A 19,554-nucleotide genomic window follows, 5' to 3' on the forward strand; every position below is an offset into this window, starting at 1 on the left:
GATGTTACGATGCGCCATACCATTTCTAGAATTTCGCTTGTGAAGATTGCCCTGTTCGCAGGCAGCGCGCTGGCAATGCCGCAAGTCGGCTTCGCACAGGACTCCGCTGAAACCACCGCCGCGGAGACCCCCTCGGAAGCCACGCCGCAGGACATCATCGTCACCGGCTTTCGCCAGTCGCTGGAGGCCGCGCTCAACGTGAAGCGCACTTCGGTCGCGGCGGTCGATGCGATCGTGGCCGAGGACATGGCGAAGTTCCCCGACCAGAACCTCGCGGAATCGCTCCAGCGCATTCCCGGTATCTCGATCCAGAAGGACGGCGGCGAAGGCCGCTCGATCACCGTGCGCGGCCTGGGTGCGCAGTTCACCCGCGTGCGCGTGAACGGGCTGGAGACGATCGCCACCAGCTCGGACGGCGCTTCGGCCAACCGCGACCGCTCGTTCGATTTCAACGTCTTCGCCTCGGAACTGTTCAGCAGCCTGGTGGTCCACAAGACCGCCGAGGCCACGCTGGACGAGGGGTCGCTGGGCGCGGTGGTAGACCTCAACACCGGCAACCCGCTGGCGGGCAAGACCGGCCTCAGCGCCGTTCTCAACGTCCAGGGTTCGTATAACGACCTGTCCGACAACGTCGGCCCGCGCATTGCCGGCCTGCTTTCGTGGAAGAACGATGCGGGCACGCTGGGCGTCAACGTCTCGGCCGCCTATTCGCACACCGATACGATCGAGAACGGCAACAACTCGGTGCGCTGGTCGCAGGCCTACTTCAACTCGGTCGGCGGCACGCCCTGCTTCTATTCCAACGTCGGTGCGACCGGCGGTACTCCGGTCAGTTCGGGCGGCGGTTACCGTCCGTCCGAGGCGTGCGACGCGGCCTCGCTTTCCTTCCACCCGCGCATCCCGCGCTATGGCGTGATCGAGCATGACCGCCGTCGCCTGGGGCTGACCGGCTCGATCCAGTTCGAACCCACCGACCGTACCAAGATCTCTGTCGACGGCCTGTTCTCCTCGTTCAAGGAAGACCGCGCCGAGCAGTGGCTCGAAGTCCTTTCCCGCTCGAACGAGCGCCGCTTCGATGTCGTCAACCCGACCTATGACGACAAGGGCAACATGGTCAGCGCGACCTTCAACAATGCCTACGTGCGTACCGAAAGCTACTTGCGCAAATCCGAGACCAAGTTCCACCAGATCGGCGCGACCTGGGATCAGGAAGTGGGCGATACTTTCCGCTTCACCGTGCTGGGCGGCATGTCGCAGTCGAAGGCCGACATCCCGGTCGAAACGACCATCGCCTATGACAACCGCAACGCGAACGGATTCAGCTACGACTATTCGAACATGAAGTCGCCAGTGCTCAGCTATGATCTGGACGTGACCAACCCGGCGAACTTCCAGCTTGCCGAAATCCGCGACCGTCCGTCCTATGTGCGCAACCGCTTCAAGACCGGGCAACTGCGTACCGAGTGGGACCTGACGGAAGGATTCACCGTCAAGGCCGGCGCGATGTGGCGTCGCTACGATTTCCGCACCCAGCTTTTCCAGCGTGACACCGCCGCCTGCGGCGCCAACGGTACGCGCGACCTGATCCTGGGCGCGGTCACCTGCTCGTCCAGCGTATACGGTCTGCCGGTGACTTCGGGCATTTCCGATCTGGTCAACCTTGGCGATGCCGGGCAGTCGGGCGGCACCACCAGTTCGTGGATCGTGGGCAACATCGCCAACGCTGCGGACTATACCAATCTTTACGGGCGTACTGCGGTCGAAGACCTCGGCTCCAACCGCAAAGTGCGCGAGACGACTTCGGGCGGCTATGTGCAGTTCGACGTCAAGGGTGATATCTTCGGCCTCGAATATGCGGGCAATGCCGGTATGCGCTATGCGCACACCAAGCAGTCCTCAACCGGTTACACCGCCGGTATAGCCGCAACTGTCGAGCGCAGCTACGACGACTGGCTGCCTTCAATGAACCTGGCGTTCTATCCGCGCCACGACGTGATCCTGCGCGGAGCGGTGGCCAAGGTCATCACCCGTCCTTCGCTGGGCAACCTCAATCCGGGCGGTTCGGTCGACGGGTTCAACTACCGCGTCACCTTCGGCAACCCGTTCCTCGATCCCTATCGCGCGACCAACTTCGACGTCTCGGCCGAGTGGTACTTCGCCCCGCAGTCGCTGTTCTCGGTGGCAGGGTTCATCAAGAAGATCGATAGCTTCCCGGTCGCCGGCACTTATGTCGCCACGCTGCCTCAGCTTGGACTCGACCGTTCGGTTCTCGGCGCAAGTACTCCGGCCTACATCAATTACGATCCCAACCAGGAATACGTGGTATCCTCTCAGGTCAATGGACAGGGCGCCACGCTCAAGGGTGTCGAAGTGGCCTTGCAGCTGCCGTTCACCTTCCTGCCCGGCCTACTCAGCCACACCGGCTTCCAGGGTAACGCCACCTTCATCAAGAGCGACGCCGACTATACGATTACCGGCCCCGCGACTTCGGCCTGCACCCGCAATGCCACGACCGGCGCCTGCGCCCTCACCGGCGTTACGGCGGTTTACAACCAGACGCTGCTAGGCGTGTCGAAGAAGGCCTGGAACGCGACGCTCTACTACGATGACGGCAAGTTCAGCATTCGCGGTTCGGTAAGCTATCGCGGGCCCTTCGTGGACGGCACCAGCGCCACCGGCAACGTCTTCGAAGGCTACGGCTCGTATACCAGCGTCGATGCGGCGATCCGCTACAAGGCGACGGAATGGCTGGAACTGTCGATCGACGGCAACAACCTGACCGACGAGTATCGCTATCGCTTCAACGATGCCGACGCGACCCGTAACTACGAGAACAACCACTTCGGCCGCACCATCCTGTTCGGTGCGCGCGCGAAGATCTGAGTAAGCGGCAACGCGGGAGACGGCCTTGGATTTCGATCGCAGAACCCTGATCGCCGGCTCCCTTGCTGCCGGAGCCCTGAGCAAGGGGCTCATCACGAGCGCGGCGGCGCAGACAGCGCCGCCAGGCAGCCCCGGGGCCCTCCCCCCGGGGCTGCCACAGCCTACCGAGACGATCGACCTGTGGCCCAAAGGGGCGCCGGGCATGCCGCGTGCCACACTTACGGAGAAGGTGAACGAGCGCTCCACCGACGCGCTAGTCACTGACCGCGCGGTCTACGGCGTTACCCGCCCACGTATGGCAGTATTCCGTCCCGACCGGCCCAACGGCGCCGCAGTGATGATCACGCCGGGCGGCGGCTACAAATGGATCGTGGTAGACAAGGAAGGCTATGAAATCGCCCGTTGGCTGGCGGCGCGCGGCTTCACCGCTTTCGTCCTGTTCTACCGCCTGCCCGGCGAAGGCTGGGCCAGCGGTCCCGACACGCCACTGGCGGACGCGCAGCGCGCCATGCGCCTGATCCGCCACCGCGCCCGCGAATTCGCCATCGATCCGGAACGCGTCGCGGCGATGGGCTTTTCCGCCGGGGGACACGTCTGCGCCGACCTTGGCGCGCGCTTTGCGGCGAACGTCTATGCCCCCGTCGACGCAGCGGATAAGCTCTCCGCCAAGCCGGTCTGCGCCGCGCCGATATACCCGGTGGTCAGCATGGACCCGGCCATTGCCCATCCCGGCTCGCGTATATTGCTGCTCGGCCCCTCGCCCACCCCGGCGCTGGAAGCCGCGCACTCGCCTGAACGCAATGTACCGGCAGACGCACCGCCGCATTTCCTCGTCCATGCCGAGGACGACGACGTGGTTCCCGCCGAGAATACCTTGCGCCTGCGCGCCGCGCTCAGCGCGCGCGGTCTGCCGGTGGAAACGCATCTTTTCGCCAACGGCGGCCACGGCTTCGGTCTTCGCCGCGCCATCGGCAAACCGGCTGAGGTCTGGCCGGACTTATGGCGTAACTGGGCCCGGACGGTAGGGCTGGGATAGAACTTCGCCGGGAACCTTCGGGCCAGACAGGGCCGGTCCGGTTCAAACAGTACAGATGCCCGTTTCCGCTACGATCGCGTCGAATTCACCCGGCCACGCGGCGCGCCATTCCGCGCGCTGGGCCTCGCTGGCCCATGACCCGTCGATGCCGTTGAGCATCATGGCGCGAAGGTCCGCCACGCCGAACCCAAGGTGCGTGTACATCAGTTCCCACGCGCCCGCGGGGCTGACGTGGTGCAGCGTCGGATCGTCGGTATTGGGGTGCATTTTCAGCCCCAGTTCGGCCATCCGGCGGATCGGATGGTCGAGCGCCCAGCGATCCGGGTCGAGCGTGCGCAAGTAATACGAATTGGTCGGGACGATGGTGAACAGCAGTTCGCGCTGCGCATAGCTGCGGGCAAGGTCGGGATTGTCGACGATGGTATAGCCGTGGTCCACCCGGTCCACCCCGATGTCGTCTACGACCGTGGCCACATTGGTCCAGGGCATACCGAATTCACCCGCATGGGCGGTGGCGCGCAAGCCGTGCCGCTTGGCAAGGGCATAGGCCGGGGCGAACATCTCGGGCGGGCCGTCCGGCTCGCGGTAGTCGATGCCGATGCCGGCCACCAGCGGATCGCGATGGGCGACCACCTGCTCTACCATCGCCAGTGCATCGGCGGCGGGGGCCTCCCGGTCGATGGAGGGGATCAGCAGCGAGCCGATGCCGAAATCAGCCAGTGCCGCGCGCATGCCGGAGAGGATGCCGGCAACCGCCGCATCATAAGGCAGCCCGGCGTCGCGGATCGTCGCCGTGGGGTTCCAGAAGAACTCGGTGTGGCGGATGCCTCCGGCGGCGGCGTCCTCCAGATATTCGTAGGCGATCCTGTGGAAGTCCTCGGGCTCCAGCAGCAGATGCGCTTCCAGTGCCCGCAGTACGCGCAGGACGCCGACCGGCTTGGAGCCGCGGTGGTAGAACCCCTCCACATCCTCGCGGCTCAGCGGCGCGGCGTGCTTCTCTGCCAGATCGAGGAAGGTATCCCGGCGCACCGCGCCCAGCAGGTGGCAGTGAAGCTCCACTTTGGGAATGCGCTCGAAGAAACTGCGCTGGCTATCCGTCAACGTCCGGGCAAGCGGGGACGACGGAACATATCCAATGGAGACTGGTCCAATGGAAGCTGGGGTCTGGTCTGACATAAAAGTCCTGGAAAGATCGCGCGCGCCGCGCTCAATGCGCGGTGGCGGCGCCGTAGAAATAGTAGCCGAGTGGCAGGGTCAGGATGAACAGGCCCAGCGGAATCTCCCGCCAGCGGCCCGCCAGCACCTGAACGATCACGTGAACAAGCAGACCGCCCGCGATGCCGGTGCCGAAGCTGTTCGAGATCAGCGTCAGCAGCATCATCGCCATCGCCGGGAACAGGTCGACGATATCGTCGCCTTTGGCATTGCGGATCGTGCCGAGCATGGAAATGCCGATGAGGATCAGCGCGGGCGCGGTCGCCTCGCGCGGGATCGCCATCGCCAGCGGCATCAGCAGCAGGGTCAGCAGGAACAGTCCGGCGGCAGTCAGCGGCGTCAGGCCGGTACGTCCGCCCGCTTCCACACCGGCTGCGGATTCCACCAGCGCGGTTCCGCCCGGCACGCCGACCAGCGGGCCCAGCGTGGCGGCCAGCGAGTCCACCAGGAACGGACGCTCGATGCCGGGAAGGTTGCCCTGATCGTCGGTCAGCCCGGCCTTGGCACCGATCGCCAGCGTGGTGCCGAGGGTGGAAAAGAACTCCGCTGCGAAGAAAGTGAACATGTAGGGCAGCGCCACCAGGGTGAACGCGCCCAGCAGGTCGACCTTGCCTGTCACCGGCATGGGAGAATGCGGCAGCGACAGGCCGCCGGTAAAGCTGGTGATGCCAAGCGGCACGCCGACCAGCGCCGCCACGACGATCCCGACCAGCACTGCGCCGGGCACACGCCGGGCCTGCAGGGCGATGGCGACGGCAAGGCCGATAAGGGCCACGACCGGCCCCGGCTGGCTGAAATCACCCAGCGCCAGCGCATGGCGCTTCACGTCCACCGACACCAGCCCCGCATCGCGGCAGCCGAGCATGGCGATGAACAGCCCGATCGAGGCGCCAAGGCCCAGCTTGATCTGCGGCGGGATCATGCGCACGACCATCTCGCGCGCGCCCGTCAGGGTGAGGATGACAAAAGCGATCCCCGACATCATCGCGATGCCAAGGCCCGTCTGCCAGGGGATATGCTCTACCTGCGCCAGCGTGACACCCAGGATCGCCGATCCACCGATCCCGGGGCCGACGATGAACGGTAGGTTGGCGTAAAGCGCCATGGCAATGCTGCCCACCGCCATCACAATGATAACCCCGGCAGTGACGGCCGCGCGGTCCATGCCGCCGCTGGCCAGCAGCGAAGGGATGACGACGATGAGATAAGCGGCCGCCAGGAACGTGGTCATGCCCGCGATCATCTCGCGCGGGATGCTCGTCCCCCGTGCGTAGATCGCGAAGCGGCGTTCCAGCAGGCTTTGCGTCGGAACGGTCACTTTCGCGCCTGCGCCACGAAGCCGGCGAGGAAGCGTTCCTCATCGATGGCGCGCACGATGTGGACGGGGCGTTCGCCTGCCTTGGGCGCCATTTCCTCGGTCCAGACCTGCGGTTCGCCGTAGTGCATGCCCGGCATCGTATCGACGTCCATCCGCACGACGAGGTCTTCGGTGACCAGCGAACGGTCGATGGCGACGGCAACGGTCACCTCGTCCCAGAACGGCTGGCCGAGGCGGGCATAGGTCTTCAGGTATTTCGCCACCGGGGTTCCGGCGCTGGCGATGCTGTCGACCACCTCGGGCGTTGCCTTGACCTTCGAGCTGACGTTGCCGACCAGCGTGATCGACTTCCACGGCGCAGTCAGGACGATGTGCGCCGCTTCGGGATCGAACAGGAAGTTGAAGTCCGTCGAATAGTCGGTGTTGGAAGTGGTGCGGGCGAAGGCCGTGTCCAGTTTTCCTGGTTCTATCACGATTTCCTTCGCCAGCTGCGCTATGTCCGGTGCGACCCGAAGAGCCAGCGCAATATTGGTGAGCGGCCCGGCAGAGACGATCGTCACTTTGCCGGGATGGGCGCGAACCGCCGCGATCAACGCGTCGACCGCGCCGTTGGGACGAGCCGAGATGCGCGGCGTGCCTTCGGGCATCGGCGGCACAAGGTCAGGCTCATCGGGATGATAGGTACGGCCCGGGCGCGGCGCATTCCACGCACCCTTGAACGGAATGCGGCCGTAGCGCGCCTCCCAGTTCGCCATTTCCGCCTGCGTGCGCAGCAGCGGCATCGAGGCGCCCTTGTGCACCGGAACGTCGGGGCGCCCTGCGATTTCGAGGAAGCGCAGCAGGTGCTGCGTCTCTTCGGTCATCCAGGCATCGCCGGTGACGACGCCGACGCCGATCAGGTTAACCCGCTTGTCCCGCAGCAGCGGGATCATCGACTGGATATTGCTCTGCCCCGGGCCGAGGAAATCGTTGTCAAAAAAGATCATGACCCGATCGTCTTCGGCGGCCAGCGCCTCGGGCACCGATCCCAGCAACGCCGCGCCTGCAAGCAGTATGGTCAGCAGTTTTTTCATGCGCGAACGTTCCCTAGTTTCCCGGTTTTCCGCTGGAACGGAGGCGATCCGCAAGGGACCGCCTCCATCGTCCAAGATCAGAGCTTGGCGGTCACGCTGGCGAAAAGATAGCGACCAAGCGAATCGTACATCCCGGCATAGAATGCGCCGTTCGACGTCTGCCCGCTGGTGCTGGCAGTGATCGGGGGATCGCGGTCGAAGACGTTGCTGACGCCAAGGCGCAGCGTGTACGAACCGGACACATCGAACGAAGCGGCCAGATCGAAGTAATTCACCGCCTTCAGCTTGTAGTCGTAGGGCTGATAGGTGCCGGCGAGGAACGTCGCGCTGCTCGACTTGTCGTTGTGGGTGCTGCCAATGTAGCGCCAGGTGCCGGCAAGGTGGACATTGCCGCCGGGCGAAGTCCAGTTGACTTCGGCGCGGTGGCGCCAGGTCGGGATCGGCTGTCCGCAGGTGACGCCGAAGTAGCCGTCGCAGCGATAGGCCTGGGTGCCCGGCACGATCTGCACTTCATACTTGTTGGTGCGCGTGCCCGAGAAGTTGAAGCCCACGGTGCCCAGATCCGCCTTCACAAGATCGCCAAGGTCCTGCTTCGCGCTGGCCGAGAAGTCGATGCCAGTGGTCTGGAGGTAACCGGCGTTGAGGTTCGTGGTCAGAACGTAGCCGCTGGTCACCAGCGAACCGGTGGCCGGATTGCGCTGGATCTGGTCGCAGAAGGTGCCCGCATTGATGCACTGGCTCAGCGTGATCGTGGCCGGCAAGGTGGTGATGAGATCGTCCACCTTGATGTCGAAATAATCGACCGACAGCGTCAGGCCGCGCAGGAACGGCGGGGCGATCTGCACGCCGAACGACTTGGTGTTCGACTTTTCCGGCTTCAGGTTAGGGTTGCCGCCAACCAGCGCACCGGAAAGCTGCCCTGCCGCAGGCTCGATCGCGCCGTACTGCGTGGCGGTGACGCCGGACTGGGCGCACTGCGTGAACGTCGCGGTCGGGCTGGCGCCTTCGCACGGATCGGTCAGGCGCGCGGTGGTGACGCGCTGCGGACCGAACAGCTCGACCAGGTTGGGCGCGCGGACGGAGTGCTGGAAACTGCCCCGGAAGCGGATCGCGTCGACCGGCGACCACTCGGCCCCCGCCTTCCAAGCGAAGGTGTCGCCAGCAGTGCTGTAATGCGAATAACGCGCGCCGCCTTCAACGGCGAGGCTCTTGAAGAAAGGACGATCCTCGACCAGCGGCACGCGGACTTCGCCATAAAGTTCCTTGACGTCGAACGAGCCCGAGATCGGGTATTCGCCGCCCGAGTTACCCGCCACGTCGCGGCTCGAGTAGTGGGTATCCGGCGTGAAACCGATCCGCTCCTTGCGGTATTCGGTGCCCAGCGCGACGCTGATCGGGTTGCTGGCGAAGGGGCTGGACACGCCGATATCGCCGGTGACCGATCCGCTCACGATCGTTTCTTCGGTAAAACCGGTGCGGGTGAAAGTGCCCTGTACGTAGTTCAGCGCATCGGCGGTGACGCCGGTGGTCGAGAAGATGTTGAGCGGGACGCAGCCGTCCGCCGCGTTCTCGCAGACGATCTGGCCGCTGCTGTTGGTCACTGCACGCAGCGAATTGGCGAAGCTGGCGAGCGAAATGTCGCCGGTCAGGCGCGAGCTGTAGTTGGTGCGGCCATACTGTGCATAGGCGTCGTAGCGCCAGCCGGGCGCGATCTCGCCGCGCACGCCGCCCACCGCGCGGTAGGAGGTGTGCTTGGTGTAGTCATGGCGCGAACCGCCGGGCGCATTGCGCAGCGACACGTTGACGGTGGCGCTCTGCGCGTCGGTCAGGCCGACCGAGGTGCACATGAGATTCTTCTGCTGGGCCGACAGGAACGGGTTCGAGCAGTTGATGCTCTCCGGCACAGTGAACACGCCGGTGGGCGACAGGCGGATATCGGCCTTGTCGCGCATGTACATCAGTTCGCCGTAGAGTTCGACGGCCGGGGAAACCTCGAAATGGGCAAGCAGGTCGGCGTTGATACGCTCGTCCGGCGCCTGCAGGTCGTAGGTGTTGCCGTTGTTGAAGCCGTCCGACGTGCGGTAGGTGCGGAAGGTGTTACCGGTGGTGGGATCCAGCGTATAGCTGCCGCGCGTCGCGCCGGTCGCGGGGTTGGTCAGCTGGAACTGCGCCGGATAAGTCGTCGAGGACAGCGAGCAGGAATAGCCTGCCGCCGTAGCATTGAGGTTGCAGGTCGAAAAATCACGCTCAGACGTGCCGACGCCCTCGATGTGGCGATAGTTCACGAAAGCAGTGACGTTGCCCCGGCCATCGGCGAAGTTGTGGCCGGCGGTGACGGAGAAGCTCTGCTGCAGGCCGCCCACGGTGTTGCCGGTGGGATAGTCCTGCCCGGCCGCTGCTGCCACCGATGAGATCGAATTGTTGTTGTCGTGCTGGAAGACGCCGGAACTGGCATCGAACTGCACGCCTTCGAAGTTCTTCTTCAGCTCGAAGTTGACCACGCCTGCCAGCGCGTCAGAACCGTAGACCGCCGAAGCGCCGCCGGTGACCACGTCGATGCGCTCGACCAGGGCGGAGGGCACGTTGTTGATGTCGGCGGCCTGCGCTGCCGAACGCGCGGGATCGCCCTGCATCAGGCGGCGGCCGTTGATAAGCACAAGCGTGCGCTGGTTGCCGAGATTGCGCAGGTTGATCGTCGCGGTGCCGCTGGCACCGACGGCGCCGCCCCGGTTGCCGCCGCCCTGGTCCGCATAGACCTGCGGCAGGGTGTTCAGCATGTCCTCAAGGCGGGTGACGCCGCGCTGGGCCAGGTCTTCGCTGTTCACCGTCGTGATCGGGCTCACGCTCGTCGCGTTGGGGACGCGGATGCGCGATCCGGTGACAACGATATCATTACCGCCAGTGGGGCCGGCTTGGGGAGCGTCGGCTTCCTGCGCAAAGGCGATGGCCGGCGACAGGGCCAGCAGCGAAGCAGTCAGCAGCGATGCGTGACGAAGGCTGCGCGATGCCCGGCCTTTGGATGGAACCTGATGCGGTGAACGTGCGGCAACGGCAGACGACAGCATGGAAAACCCCCTTGAGAAATCTCGCAGCCCGCCAGGTTCATCCACTATCCTTGTGTTTCAAGCGCCACGGATTTTCCGCGTTGGTGCGCCGAAAGCCGATCAGGTTCGCCTCATACGACCCGAATGGCAGGACAGGAACGAGGCTATGTCGGGCGTTCTATCAATGGAAACTCTTTATATTTATCATTTCATAAAATTGCCTTATGAACGTTGCAACTCCGTCAGGGAATTCTCCGCATGCCCTCCAGACAGCTGCCCGCCGGCCGCATGCCGCTGTCCATCCGGCAGTTGCGCTTTTTCGTGGCTTTGAGCCAGAGCGGCAACTTCAGCCGGGCGGCAGAAACCATGGCCGTGTCCCAGCCCGCACTCAGTGCCGCGATCCGGCAGATCGAACATTTGCTCGATACCCGCCTGTTCGACCGCACCACCCATAGCGTCGTCCTGACAGAGGCCGGGCAGTCCCTGCTCCCCCACGCATGGCGTCTGCTGACGACGGCCGACAACGCCTTCCAGGACATGAGCGATACCTTGCAGCGCAGCCGGGCGACGGTGCGTATCGGCTCGGTGCCCTCGGCCCTTCCCGCCACGGCGCAGATCGTTGCGGGGATCGATCAGGACGCCCACCGTGTGAACCTGCATCTGACGGACGGCACCAGCGACGCTCTTATCGCACAGCTGCGTCGCGGCGCGCTGGACATGGCGGTCTGCGTCGCCAGCCTGATCGAGGAGGGGCTGGTCTCCACCCCGCTGATTGAGGATGAGATGACACTGGTGCTATCGCGCGAACACCCGCTGGCCGACGCCGCGCATTTGCCGTGGAGCGCCCTTGCCGCGATGGAAGTGGTACACTTCACCAGCGGCAGCATCGGAGAGATCAGCGCCGCCGCCATGCGCGAAAACAACATCGTCCATTCGCGCCGCTACCGGGTCGATCACATGGAATCGCTGTTTGGTCTTGTGGAAAGCGGCCTTGCGGCGGGCGTCATGCCGCGCCTTTACGTGCGTGGCCACGATCACGAAGCGCTGGCGGTGGTCCCGCTGACCCAACCCTCCATCCGGCGCAACGTGGTGTTGCTGCAAGGCTCACGCCTGGCGGACGAACACCCTTCTGCAAGCGAGATCGCAGCGTATCTGGCCAAGGGCCTGCCCGGTGGGCTGGCGGCCGTATGGTCGGGCAACCGCGTGCGGCGCTGCTAGGACCGGCAAGGTTTCCCCTCATACTGGTGCCGGTTGACCACATAGGCCCGGCCGTTCCAGCGCTCTACCGGAAAGCAGAAGCCGGGGCCGCCGATTTCGATGTCGGGCCATCCGCCCGCGCCTTTGGTCGCGAGGAAAGTAGCGATCCCCTCGCTTTCAGTGATCAGTTTCCAGGTGCCGTCCGCCTGTTTGCTGAGGAGCTTGAAGCCCGTGCCCGTATTGCCGAAGCAGTAAGTGCTGCCTTCCGTAAGGACGACTTCGGGGCGACCATCTCCGTTGAGGTCCTTTACTGTCTCGACAGCCCCGGCAGCATAGCTGGCCGTCCCCGGATCACCGCAAGCGCGCCATTTCCCGCCCTGCAGCTTGAACCCGCCCGCGCGGAAAACGGCCGTCTTTTCGGCAGGTGACAAGCCAGCTTGCGCCAGCGCCGACGGGGCGAGCAGGGCAAGACCAGCGGCGATGGCAAAAGGATAACGCATGAATGGTTACATACACCAAGCCGAACAACTGGAGCATAGCGACAAATACCCAAGGCAATAGCCGGTATACGCGGGCTTACTGTGCAGCGGCGGAACGGTCGGAACTATGGGCTGAACAGCTACTTGTCCGCCCTTATGGTGCGTTCTTGCCGGGCGGCCCGTCCGACTCGCGGCGTATCACCTCGAAACCCATCTGCTTGTGCAGCGGCGCGGCGCCCCCGCCTTCGCGGCGCGCGCGGATATCGCTGACCAGCAGTTCCACCGCCTCTCGTGACATATCGGCGATGGGCTGGCGGATCGTGGTGAGTTCGGGCCAGATCGTGGTCGCCTGGGGGGCATCGTCGAAGCCCACCACCGAGAGGTCGCGCGGCACATCCAGCCCCCGGCGATGCGCGACCGAAACCGCAGCGGCCGCCATGTCGTCGTTACTGGCGAAAATCGCGCTGGGCGCAGCGGGAAGATCCATCAACCGGCGCGCGGCGTCCAGCCCCGAGCGATAGGTAAACAGCCCCGGCACCACGAGGTCGTCGTCCGCAGCAAGCCCTGCTTCCTCCAGCGCATCGAGATAGCCCCGCCGCCGCAGCGCGCTGGCGGTCTGATCGGGGCTTCCCTCGATGAAGCCGATCCGGCGGTGGCCGAGCGCGGCAAGATGGCGTGTCATGGCGCGGGCAGCAGCGCGGTCGTCGATGTTGACCGAGGCCAGCGATAGCGGCGGCTGCCCCGAAGCGACGACGACGCCGGGCAAGTCCGCCTCTTCCAGCATGGCGTGTATCTCTCCCGCATCACACAGCGGCGGTGGCAGGATCAGGCCGTCGATCCCGCTGGCGATCATGCGCCGGATAGCGGCGACGCGCTCCTCGGGCGTCTCGCAGAGATGAACCACCAGTTGCACGTTCAACCGGCTCGCCCGGTCGAGGCTGCCGACCAGGAATTCGTTGAGATAGCCCGCGCTGGGGTTGCTATAGAGCAGCCCGATGCGGATTTCGCCCGCACCGGCAAGATTGCGGGCGGCGATGCTGGGCGCATAGTTCAGCGCCTTGATCGCCGCATCGACCAGATCGCGCGTCTCCGGCCGGACATTCGCCTTGCCGTTCATCACCCGGGAAACGGTCATCAGAGAAACGCCCGCATGCTGCGCAACATCGGCGATGGTGATCCCGGCGCGCGAACGGCGCGCGGACTTCGGCTTCCTCGGCTCTGCGTCGCTCACGTTCGTGCCGTCCTCCTGCCTTGCCGTCGATTTTTGCTGCTACCCTTCAAGAGCAGGACCAGCAAGCGGCCCGTCAGGGTCGAGGCGACGGGCGCGCCCTTATTTCCAAGTCGAGCACCTGGCGCGCGCCCGGTGCGAGCGATACGCCGCCCGCCTCCGCGAAGTCGGCGCGGTTAAGCGCGTCCGGCATCTGGCTGGTGGGTTCGAGGCAGATGAAATCCTCCCCCGGCGGCGCGAAAACGTGCAGGAACCCTGCACTGCGCGAATGGAGAGATATCGCCGGGCCCCAATCCACCTCGCCGCGCCAGCCGAAATAGCAGTTGTCGATCAGCCGCTCCGCATCGAGGATATGCCCTTGTACAAAATCGCCAAACGCCCCGGCGGGGAGAGCGCGCACCGGGATCGTCGCTTCGTCGTTCTCCCAGACACCGGTAGCCGCGAACGCCAGCCTTTCAGTACCCCCGCGCACGATATAGGGATGCTGGCCCAGCCCGGACGGCATCGCCTGTGCCGAAGTATTGACTAGTTCGAGCGAGACTTTCAGCCCTCCCTCCGTAAGCGCGAAGTGCTGCGTCGCGGACCAATTCCATGGCCAGTGTTCGTCCGCCAGATGCGAACAGGTGATCGCGGCGCTAGTCAAATCCGCTTCGATCACGTCCCATCGCTTGACCCAGCCCAGACCGTGCAGCGGATGCTCGAAACCGGCAAAGTTGGACGGCAACACATACCCGGCACCGGCAAACGTGAAACGTCCCCCGGCGATGCGGTTGGCATAGGGCACCAGCGGGAAGGACGCCGTTTCCAGCACGTTGGTCACGCCCTGCGGCGTTGGCCGCAGGACGGGGCGGCCGTCCACATCGAAACGCCCGATCGCCCCGCCCAGCCAGGGCAGGAGTTCCAGTTCGCAGCCACCCCGGCGCAGGACAAGCGTATCGCTCATCCCGCCATTTCCTCCAACGTGCGGCCGCGTGTCTCATGCACCATCGCGCGCACGAAAAAGAACGAAAGGAACGCGCTTGCCGCGTAGAAGCCGTAAGTTACCATCAGGCCCAGCCCCGCCGCCATGGCCGGAAAGCTGACCGAAATGCCGAAGTTGGCGATCCATTGCGCAAAACCCGAGACGGCCAGCGCCGAGCCCCGGATCTGGTTGGGGAACATCTCCCCCAGCATCACCCACATCACCGGTCCCCAGCTCAGGTTGAAGAACACGACGTAGGCGTTGGCGGCGATCAGGGCAACGACGCCCACGTTGTCCGAGAGGACAAGGTGCCCGTCCGCGAATGTGCCGGTACCGAAGCAGGCGGCCATCGTTCCCAGCGTCACCGCCATGCCCGCCGAGCCGACGAGCAGCAGCGGCTTGCGGCCCAGTCTGTCGATCAGTGCCACCGTCACGAAGCAGGCGAGGATCGAAAGCGTGCCCGACAGGATGTTGATGAGCAGCGCGTCGCTTTCGCTGAAGCCCACCGACTGCCACAGCACCGCGCCGTAATAAAAGACGATGTTGATGCCCACCAGCTGCTGGAACACGGCGATGCCGATGCCCGCCCATACCAGCCTGCGCAGGCGTCCGGTCGCAGGATCGACGAGGTCGGCGAAGCGCGGGCGGTGGTGGTCGGCGGCAAGGCTCGCCCGGATTTCCGCGACCAGCGCAGCGGCGCGCGCCGGGCCGAAGATGCGCGTCAGGATCGCCAGTGCCTCGCCGTCGCGGCCGCGCGCGACCAGATAGCGCGGGCTTTCCGGGATCATCATCAGCGCGAAAAGATAGATCAGCGCCGGGATCACCTGCATCCAGAACATCCAGCGCCATGCAGGGAGGTCGAACCACAAGGGATCGGTGCTGCTGCCCGCGTTCCGGGCCAGCAGGTAATTGGCGACGAAGGCCCCGGTCAGCCCGGTGATGATCATGATCTGCTGCAGGCTGGACAGGCGTCCCCGGATCGAGGCGGGGGTCACCTCGCTGATATAGACCGGTGCCAACACGCTAGCCGCGCCGACGCCGACCCCGCCGATGAAGCGGGCGACGATGAAAACCAGCGAACTGCCCGCCGCGCCCGCGCCGATGGCGCTGACCACGAACAGCGCCGCGCCAATCATCATGACACTGCGCCGCCCAATGAGGTCCGCCAGCCTTGCGGCCACAAAAGCGCCCACCGCGCAGCCCAGCAGGATCGCACCGACGTTCAGCCCGGTGCCCAGCTTGGACAGGCCGAACGCGCTTTCCAGCCCGTCCTGCGTGCCGTTGATGACGCCGCTGTCATAGCCGAACATGAAGCCGCCGATCGTCGCCACGACCACGATCATGGCGACGAAGGCAAGGTTCACCCTGCCCTCTTCGCCTCCTTCCCGCGCATCACTCATCCCATCGATCCTCTTGTTGTTTTTTTCGGGTCAGGTGGAGGCCGTCAGCGCCAGCCGGCGTCGACGAAGTATTCGTGCCCGGTACACATGCGCGCATCGTCCGAGGCCAGGAACAGGGCCAGCGCCGCCACATCGTCCGGCTGCACGCGGCTTTTCAGGCACTGCGCATCCAGAATTTCGCGCTCACCCTCGGGGGTGTACCATTTCTCCTGACGCGGGGTCTGGACGTTGCCCGGCACGATCGCGCAGACGCGGATGCCCTTGCCGCCCAGTTCGCGGGCCATCGCGCGGGTCATGCCCTCGATCCCGGCCTTGGCGGTTTGATAGAGCGAGAGCTGGTCGAGTGCGAGGTGCCAGCTGATCGATCCGAAGTTCAGTATCACCCCGCCGCCGGCGCTTTCCATGAACGGCACGCTGGCCTGCGCAGCGAAGAACAGGTGGCGCAGGTTCACCGCCATGCGCTCGTCCCAGTATTCTGGCGTGACTTCGGCAATGGCGTGGCGATCGTCGTTGGCGGCGTTGTTCACCAGTACCTGAAGGCCACCTAACTGCACATGGGCGGCCTCTACCTGCGCCTTGACGAACGCCAGATCGGTCAGATCGCCGCAGACGAAGCGCGGGGTGAAGTCCACCTCGCCGTCCAGCTTTGCGACCAGCGCCCGCGAAGGTTCGTCCGCGATATCGACGAACAGGACTCTCGCCCCCTGCCGGGCAAAGGCCTCCACCAGCGCCGCGCCGATGCCCGAGCCGCCGCCCGAAACGAACACGCCCTTACCGGAGAGCGAGGGGTAGCTTGCCATCTGCGAAACACTCATGCCCGGCCGCCAAGCAGACCCCGAGCGGCAAGACTGCGATAGAGCGCCGAGATGCCCGTCTCCCATGCCGGCGCATCGCGCGATGTTGCCACGGTGTTGACCAGCGTGCCCAGCCGCTCGCTGGAGATCGTCACCACATCGCCGACCTTGTGGGTGAAGCCGCGCCCCTGCGTATCGCGGTCCTGCGTCGGCGCGAACAGGGTGCCCAGGAACAGCACGATGCCGTCCGGATACTGATGCTCGCTGAACGCCTGGCGCAGCAGATCCAGCGGCGGGCGGCTGATTTCGGCCATGCGGCTTTCGCCTTCGAGCAGGAAGCCTTCCGGCCCTTCGATGCGCAGCAGGACTTTCGCATTCTCGACTTCAGCCATCGTGTAGCCGGCATCGAACAGGCGCACAAAGGGGCCGATCGCGCAGCTTGCGTTGTTGTCCTTGGCCTTGCCCAGCAGCAGCGCCGAGCGGCCTTCGAAATCGCGCAAGTTGACGTCGTTGCCCAGCGCCGCGCCGACGGCGTTGCCGTGCCGGTCCGAGAGGATGACGATCTCCGGCTCGGGGTTGTTCCAATGGGAATCCGAACGCACGCCGATCACCGCGCCCGACCCCACGGTGGAAAGCACCGGCGACTTGGTGAAGATCTCCGCGTCCGGCCCAATGGCCACTTCGAGGTACTGCGACCACATGCCATCCTCGATCAAGGCCGCCTTCAGCGCAGCCGCCTCCGCCGATCCGGGCACCACCGAGCGGATCGAGCCGCCGATACGCTCCTCCAGCCCGCCGCGCACCGCCTGCGCCTGATCGGCGTCGCCGCGCGCGCGCTCCTCGATCACGCGCTCCAGCGCGGAGACGGCGAACGTGACGCCGGCCGCCTTGATGCATTGCAGGTCGACCGGGCTGAGCAGCGCGGCGCGGGCCAGCACATCCTCGGCAGACCCCAGCGCGCTGCCCTGCGCCGGATCGAAGGCGCGCCGATCGACAAGATCGGCCACGGTCGGCGCCGCGCCCGACATCTCATGCACCATACCGCCTGCGAGCAGCACCGGCACCGGCCCCTCCCCCAGATCGAGGCGGCCAAGGAACGTGCCCTCTCGCCAGTCCGGCGGGAGCATCGAAACTATCGCGGTCATCTGCTGGTCCTTCAAAGCGCGCGGAAGGTGAAATTGCGGAAACGGGCGCTGCCCTTGCCGGCGCAATAGAGCCCCGGCCGCAGCATCAGGAAACCGCCGCGCACATTGTGGTGATAGCCCGATACTTCCATGCCGCGGTCGAAGCGCTTCCACGTCCTGCCGCCATCGCCGCTGGTGTGGAACGAGACGATGTGCCGGTCATTGCGCACCCGCATCAGCATCCGGCGCCCATGCGGGTTGGCCGGGCGGCCCCGCTCCATGCCATATTGGTGAGTGACGAACTTCTCGCCGTCGAAGCCCAGCCCGCAGTAGAGGTGCTGGTCGTAGAACAGCAGCAGGCCCGCCGTGGTGCCGGGGTCGATCTCGATGTCGCACTGAAATTCATAGGCCTGATCTCCGGCCACCAGCAGCAGCGGCGCGGAATCGACAGGCGCCTTGCCGCTGGCGGCCAGATGCAGGCACTTGTCCGAAACCCGCGCGCGGGCGGCCTCATCGGCGGAGGGCTTGAAGAAGTTCCAGCGCTTGCCCAGTTCAAGCGTGGTGAAATCGTCGGACAGCGCGATACCCTGCGGCCCGGACTTTTGCCCGCCTTTGGGCGCCGCGATCGGCTGCGACAGATCGCCGCCGTCCATCCGGAACCAGCCGTCCGCCGTCCAGGTGATCGGGTCGAGCAGGGTCTGACGCCCCAGTGTCCAGAAATCACGCTCATAGCCGTGGTAGACCGACCACCAATCTCCGCCCGGCCCTTCGAACAGCGTGGCATGGCCGCGCGACCACCACTTTTCGGCAAGATCGACAGTGCGCACGATCGGGTTGTGCGGGCAGTTTTCCCAAGGCCCGTGGATCGATCTGGAACGCGCCGCGATTACCATGTGCCCGGTCGGCGGACCGGCAGTGCCGCCCACCGCCGTGATGAGGTAATAGTACGCGCCGTGACGCACGATCTTGGGGCCTTCGGGGGAGAAACCCTCCACGTCCCAGTCATCCGGGTAATGCCAGGGATCGTAAACGTGCTCCACCTTGCCCACGGTGGAAAGCCCGTCCTCGCTCAGGCGAATGCGGTCGCCGCCCGACAGGAACAGCCAGCGCGATCCGTCTTCGCCCACGGCATGGCCGGGGTCGATGTGGTCGGGCAGCCCCAGGTCGACCGGGTCGCTCCACGGGCCTTCGATCCGGTCCGCCCAGATCACGTAGTTGGCGTTGGGGCTGGCCTTGGCGGGGAAATAGATGAAGTAGCGCCCGCCGTGCCTGCAGATATCCGGCGCCCACACCGCGCCGACGTTCTTCGTCAGAGCCGCCGTGATCGGCTGCCAGTTCAGCAGATCGCGCGAGTGCCAGATCACCAGCCCCGGATAGGAATCGAAGGTCGAGAAGGTCATGTAATAGTCCTTCCCGTCGCGCATGATCGAGGGGTCGGGGTGATCGCCGGCCATCAGCGGGTTGAGGAACCGGCCGTCCCCAAGGTCCGCCATGCGCTGATTGTCGAAGCTCCGGCGGTAGGGCGGCGGGGCCTTGCCGGTACTACCGCCGGTCCCGGCATTGCTGCCTGCGCCAACCCGCGCTGACGCAGGCGCAGCCGCGCCCAGTGCAGTCAGCGATACGGCTCCCAATGCTGCGGACAGCGCCTCGCGGCGATCGATTTTCACGCGTCTCTCTCCACATTGTTGTCTATTTTGTGGTAACGCTATCACCAATGATACCGGTGTCAACGGAATTGATCTGTTCGGTTTCGATCGCAAACAATCTTGCCGCCCGACTTGATCGCCGCGCCGCAGTCCATA

The 19,554-nt window shown here is 65.2% G+C and carries 14 protein-coding genes; 3 read left to right on the top strand and 11 right to left on the bottom strand.

Going from position 1 to position 19,554, the window contains the following annotated elements:
• Nucleotides 1–9 precede the first annotated feature (9 nt).
• The gene (locus GVL61_RS15265) at nucleotides 10–2,883 is read left to right on the top strand and encodes a TonB-dependent receptor (protein ID WP_159981517.1); all 2,874 of its coding nucleotides are present in this window, start codon (nucleotides 10–12) and stop codon (nucleotides 2,881–2,883) included.
• 25 nt (nucleotides 2,884–2,908) lie between these two features.
• Nucleotides 2,909–3,919: an alpha/beta hydrolase gene (locus GVL61_RS15270; RefSeq protein WP_159981518.1), complete on the top strand. Its 1,011-nt coding sequence runs from the start codon at nucleotides 2,909–2,911 to the stop codon at nucleotides 3,917–3,919.
• 42 nt (nucleotides 3,920–3,961) lie between these two features.
• Here the strand turns inward: GVL61_RS15270 and GVL61_RS15275 are convergent, their stop codons facing one another.
• From GVL61_RS15275 to GVL61_RS15290, 4 genes are all read right to left on the bottom strand, one after another.
• Complete coding sequence (locus GVL61_RS15275; RefSeq protein ID WP_200844800.1) at nucleotides 3,962–5,020, bottom strand: adenosine deaminase; 1,059 nt, start codon at nucleotides 5,018–5,020, stop codon at nucleotides 3,962–3,964.
• Between the two features lie 106 nt (nucleotides 5,021–5,126).
• Entirely contained in the window at nucleotides 5,127–6,452 is a 1,326-nt protein-coding gene (locus GVL61_RS15280) for an NCS2 family permease (RefSeq protein WP_200844799.1), read from the bottom strand.
• Nucleotides 6,449–7,525, bottom strand: coding sequence for a nucleoside hydrolase (locus GVL61_RS15285; protein ID WP_159981520.1), 1,077 nt, complete (start codon nucleotides 7,523–7,525; stop codon nucleotides 6,449–6,451). The genes GVL61_RS15280 and GVL61_RS15285 overlap by 4 nt, the downstream gene beginning before the upstream one ends.
• Before the next feature lie 77 nt (nucleotides 7,526–7,602).
• Complete coding sequence (locus GVL61_RS15290) at nucleotides 7,603–10,590, bottom strand: TonB-dependent receptor (RefSeq protein WP_159981521.1); 2,988 nt, start codon at nucleotides 10,588–10,590, stop codon at nucleotides 7,603–7,605.
• A gap of 237 nt (nucleotides 10,591–10,827) precedes the next feature.
• Between GVL61_RS15290 and GVL61_RS15295 the strand changes: the two genes are divergently transcribed.
• Nucleotides 10,828–11,787: a LysR family transcriptional regulator gene (locus GVL61_RS15295; protein ID WP_159981522.1), complete on the top strand. Its 960-nt coding sequence runs from the start codon at nucleotides 10,828–10,830 to the stop codon at nucleotides 11,785–11,787.
• Here GVL61_RS15295 and GVL61_RS15300 read toward each other — a convergent pair.
• The 7 genes from GVL61_RS15300 to GVL61_RS15330 form a co-directional block, all read right to left on the bottom strand.
• Nucleotides 11,784–12,266, bottom strand: a complete 483-nt coding sequence (locus tag GVL61_RS15300) for a hypothetical protein (protein ID WP_159981523.1) — start codon at nucleotides 12,264–12,266, stop codon at nucleotides 11,784–11,786. The two genes, GVL61_RS15295 and GVL61_RS15300, sit on opposite strands and share 4 nt — an antisense overlap.
• A gap of 133 nt (nucleotides 12,267–12,399) precedes the next feature.
• Nucleotides 12,400–13,476: a LacI family DNA-binding transcriptional regulator gene (locus GVL61_RS15305; RefSeq protein ID WP_235037719.1), complete on the bottom strand. Its 1,077-nt coding sequence runs from the start codon at nucleotides 13,474–13,476 to the stop codon at nucleotides 12,400–12,402.
• Between the two features lie 73 nt (nucleotides 13,477–13,549).
• Complete coding sequence (locus tag GVL61_RS15310) at nucleotides 13,550–14,416, bottom strand: aldose 1-epimerase (protein WP_159981524.1); 867 nt, start codon at nucleotides 14,414–14,416, stop codon at nucleotides 13,550–13,552.
• Nucleotides 14,413–15,843 carry a sugar porter family MFS transporter gene (locus GVL61_RS15315; protein WP_304621350.1) on the bottom strand — a complete coding sequence of 477 codons (1,431 nt, stop codon included), beginning with the start codon at nucleotides 15,841–15,843 and terminating at the stop codon, nucleotides 14,413–14,415. Before GVL61_RS15315 ends, GVL61_RS15310 begins: the two co-directional genes overlap by 4 nt.
• Before the next feature lie 35 nt (nucleotides 15,844–15,878).
• The gene (locus tag GVL61_RS15320; protein ID WP_159981526.1) at nucleotides 15,879–16,649 is read right to left on the bottom strand and encodes an SDR family NAD(P)-dependent oxidoreductase; all 771 of its coding nucleotides are present in this window, start codon (nucleotides 16,647–16,649) and stop codon (nucleotides 15,879–15,881) included.
• The gene (locus GVL61_RS15325) at nucleotides 16,646–17,773 is read right to left on the bottom strand and encodes a fumarylacetoacetate hydrolase family protein (RefSeq protein WP_159981527.1); all 1,128 of its coding nucleotides are present in this window, start codon (nucleotides 17,771–17,773) and stop codon (nucleotides 16,646–16,648) included. Before GVL61_RS15325 ends, GVL61_RS15320 begins: the two co-directional genes overlap by 4 nt.
• Nucleotides 17,774–17,784: 11 nt before the next feature.
• Nucleotides 17,785–19,419, bottom strand: coding sequence for a family 43 glycosylhydrolase (locus tag GVL61_RS15330; RefSeq protein WP_200844798.1), 1,635 nt, complete (start codon nucleotides 19,417–19,419; stop codon nucleotides 17,785–17,787).
• Between the last annotated feature and the right edge of the window lie 135 nt (nucleotides 19,420–19,554).

The organism is Novosphingobium sp. 18050 (assembly GCF_902706195.1).
Classification (GTDB): Bacteria; Pseudomonadota; Alphaproteobacteria; order Sphingomonadales; family Sphingomonadaceae; genus Novosphingobium.

Coding starts and splice junctions, on each gene's coding strand:
- GVL61_RS15325 (WP_159981527.1), bottom strand. CDS start 17,773: ATGACCGCGATAGTTTCGATGCTCCCGCCGGACTGGCGAGAGGGCACG.
- GVL61_RS15290 (WP_159981521.1), bottom strand. CDS start 10,590: ATGCTGTCGTCTGCCGTTGCCGCACGTTCACCGCATCAGGTTCCATCC.
- GVL61_RS15300 (WP_159981523.1), bottom strand. CDS start 12,266: ATGCGTTATCCTTTTGCCATCGCCGCTGGTCTTGCCCTGCTCGCCCCG.
- GVL61_RS15295 (WP_159981522.1), top strand. CDS start 10,828: ATGCCCTCCAGACAGCTGCCCGCCGGCCGCATGCCGCTGTCCATCCGG.
- GVL61_RS15310 (WP_159981524.1), bottom strand. CDS start 14,416: ATGAGCGATACGCTTGTCCTGCGCCGGGGTGGCTGCGAACTGGAACTC.
- GVL61_RS15320 (WP_159981526.1), bottom strand. CDS start 16,649: ATGAGTGTTTCGCAGATGGCAAGCTACCCCTCGCTCTCCGGTAAGGGC.
- GVL61_RS15265 (WP_159981517.1), top strand. CDS start 10: ATGCGCCATACCATTTCTAGAATTTCGCTTGTGAAGATTGCCCTGTTC.
- GVL61_RS15285 (WP_159981520.1), bottom strand. CDS start 7,525: ATGAAAAAACTGCTGACCATACTGCTTGCAGGCGCGGCGTTGCTGGGA.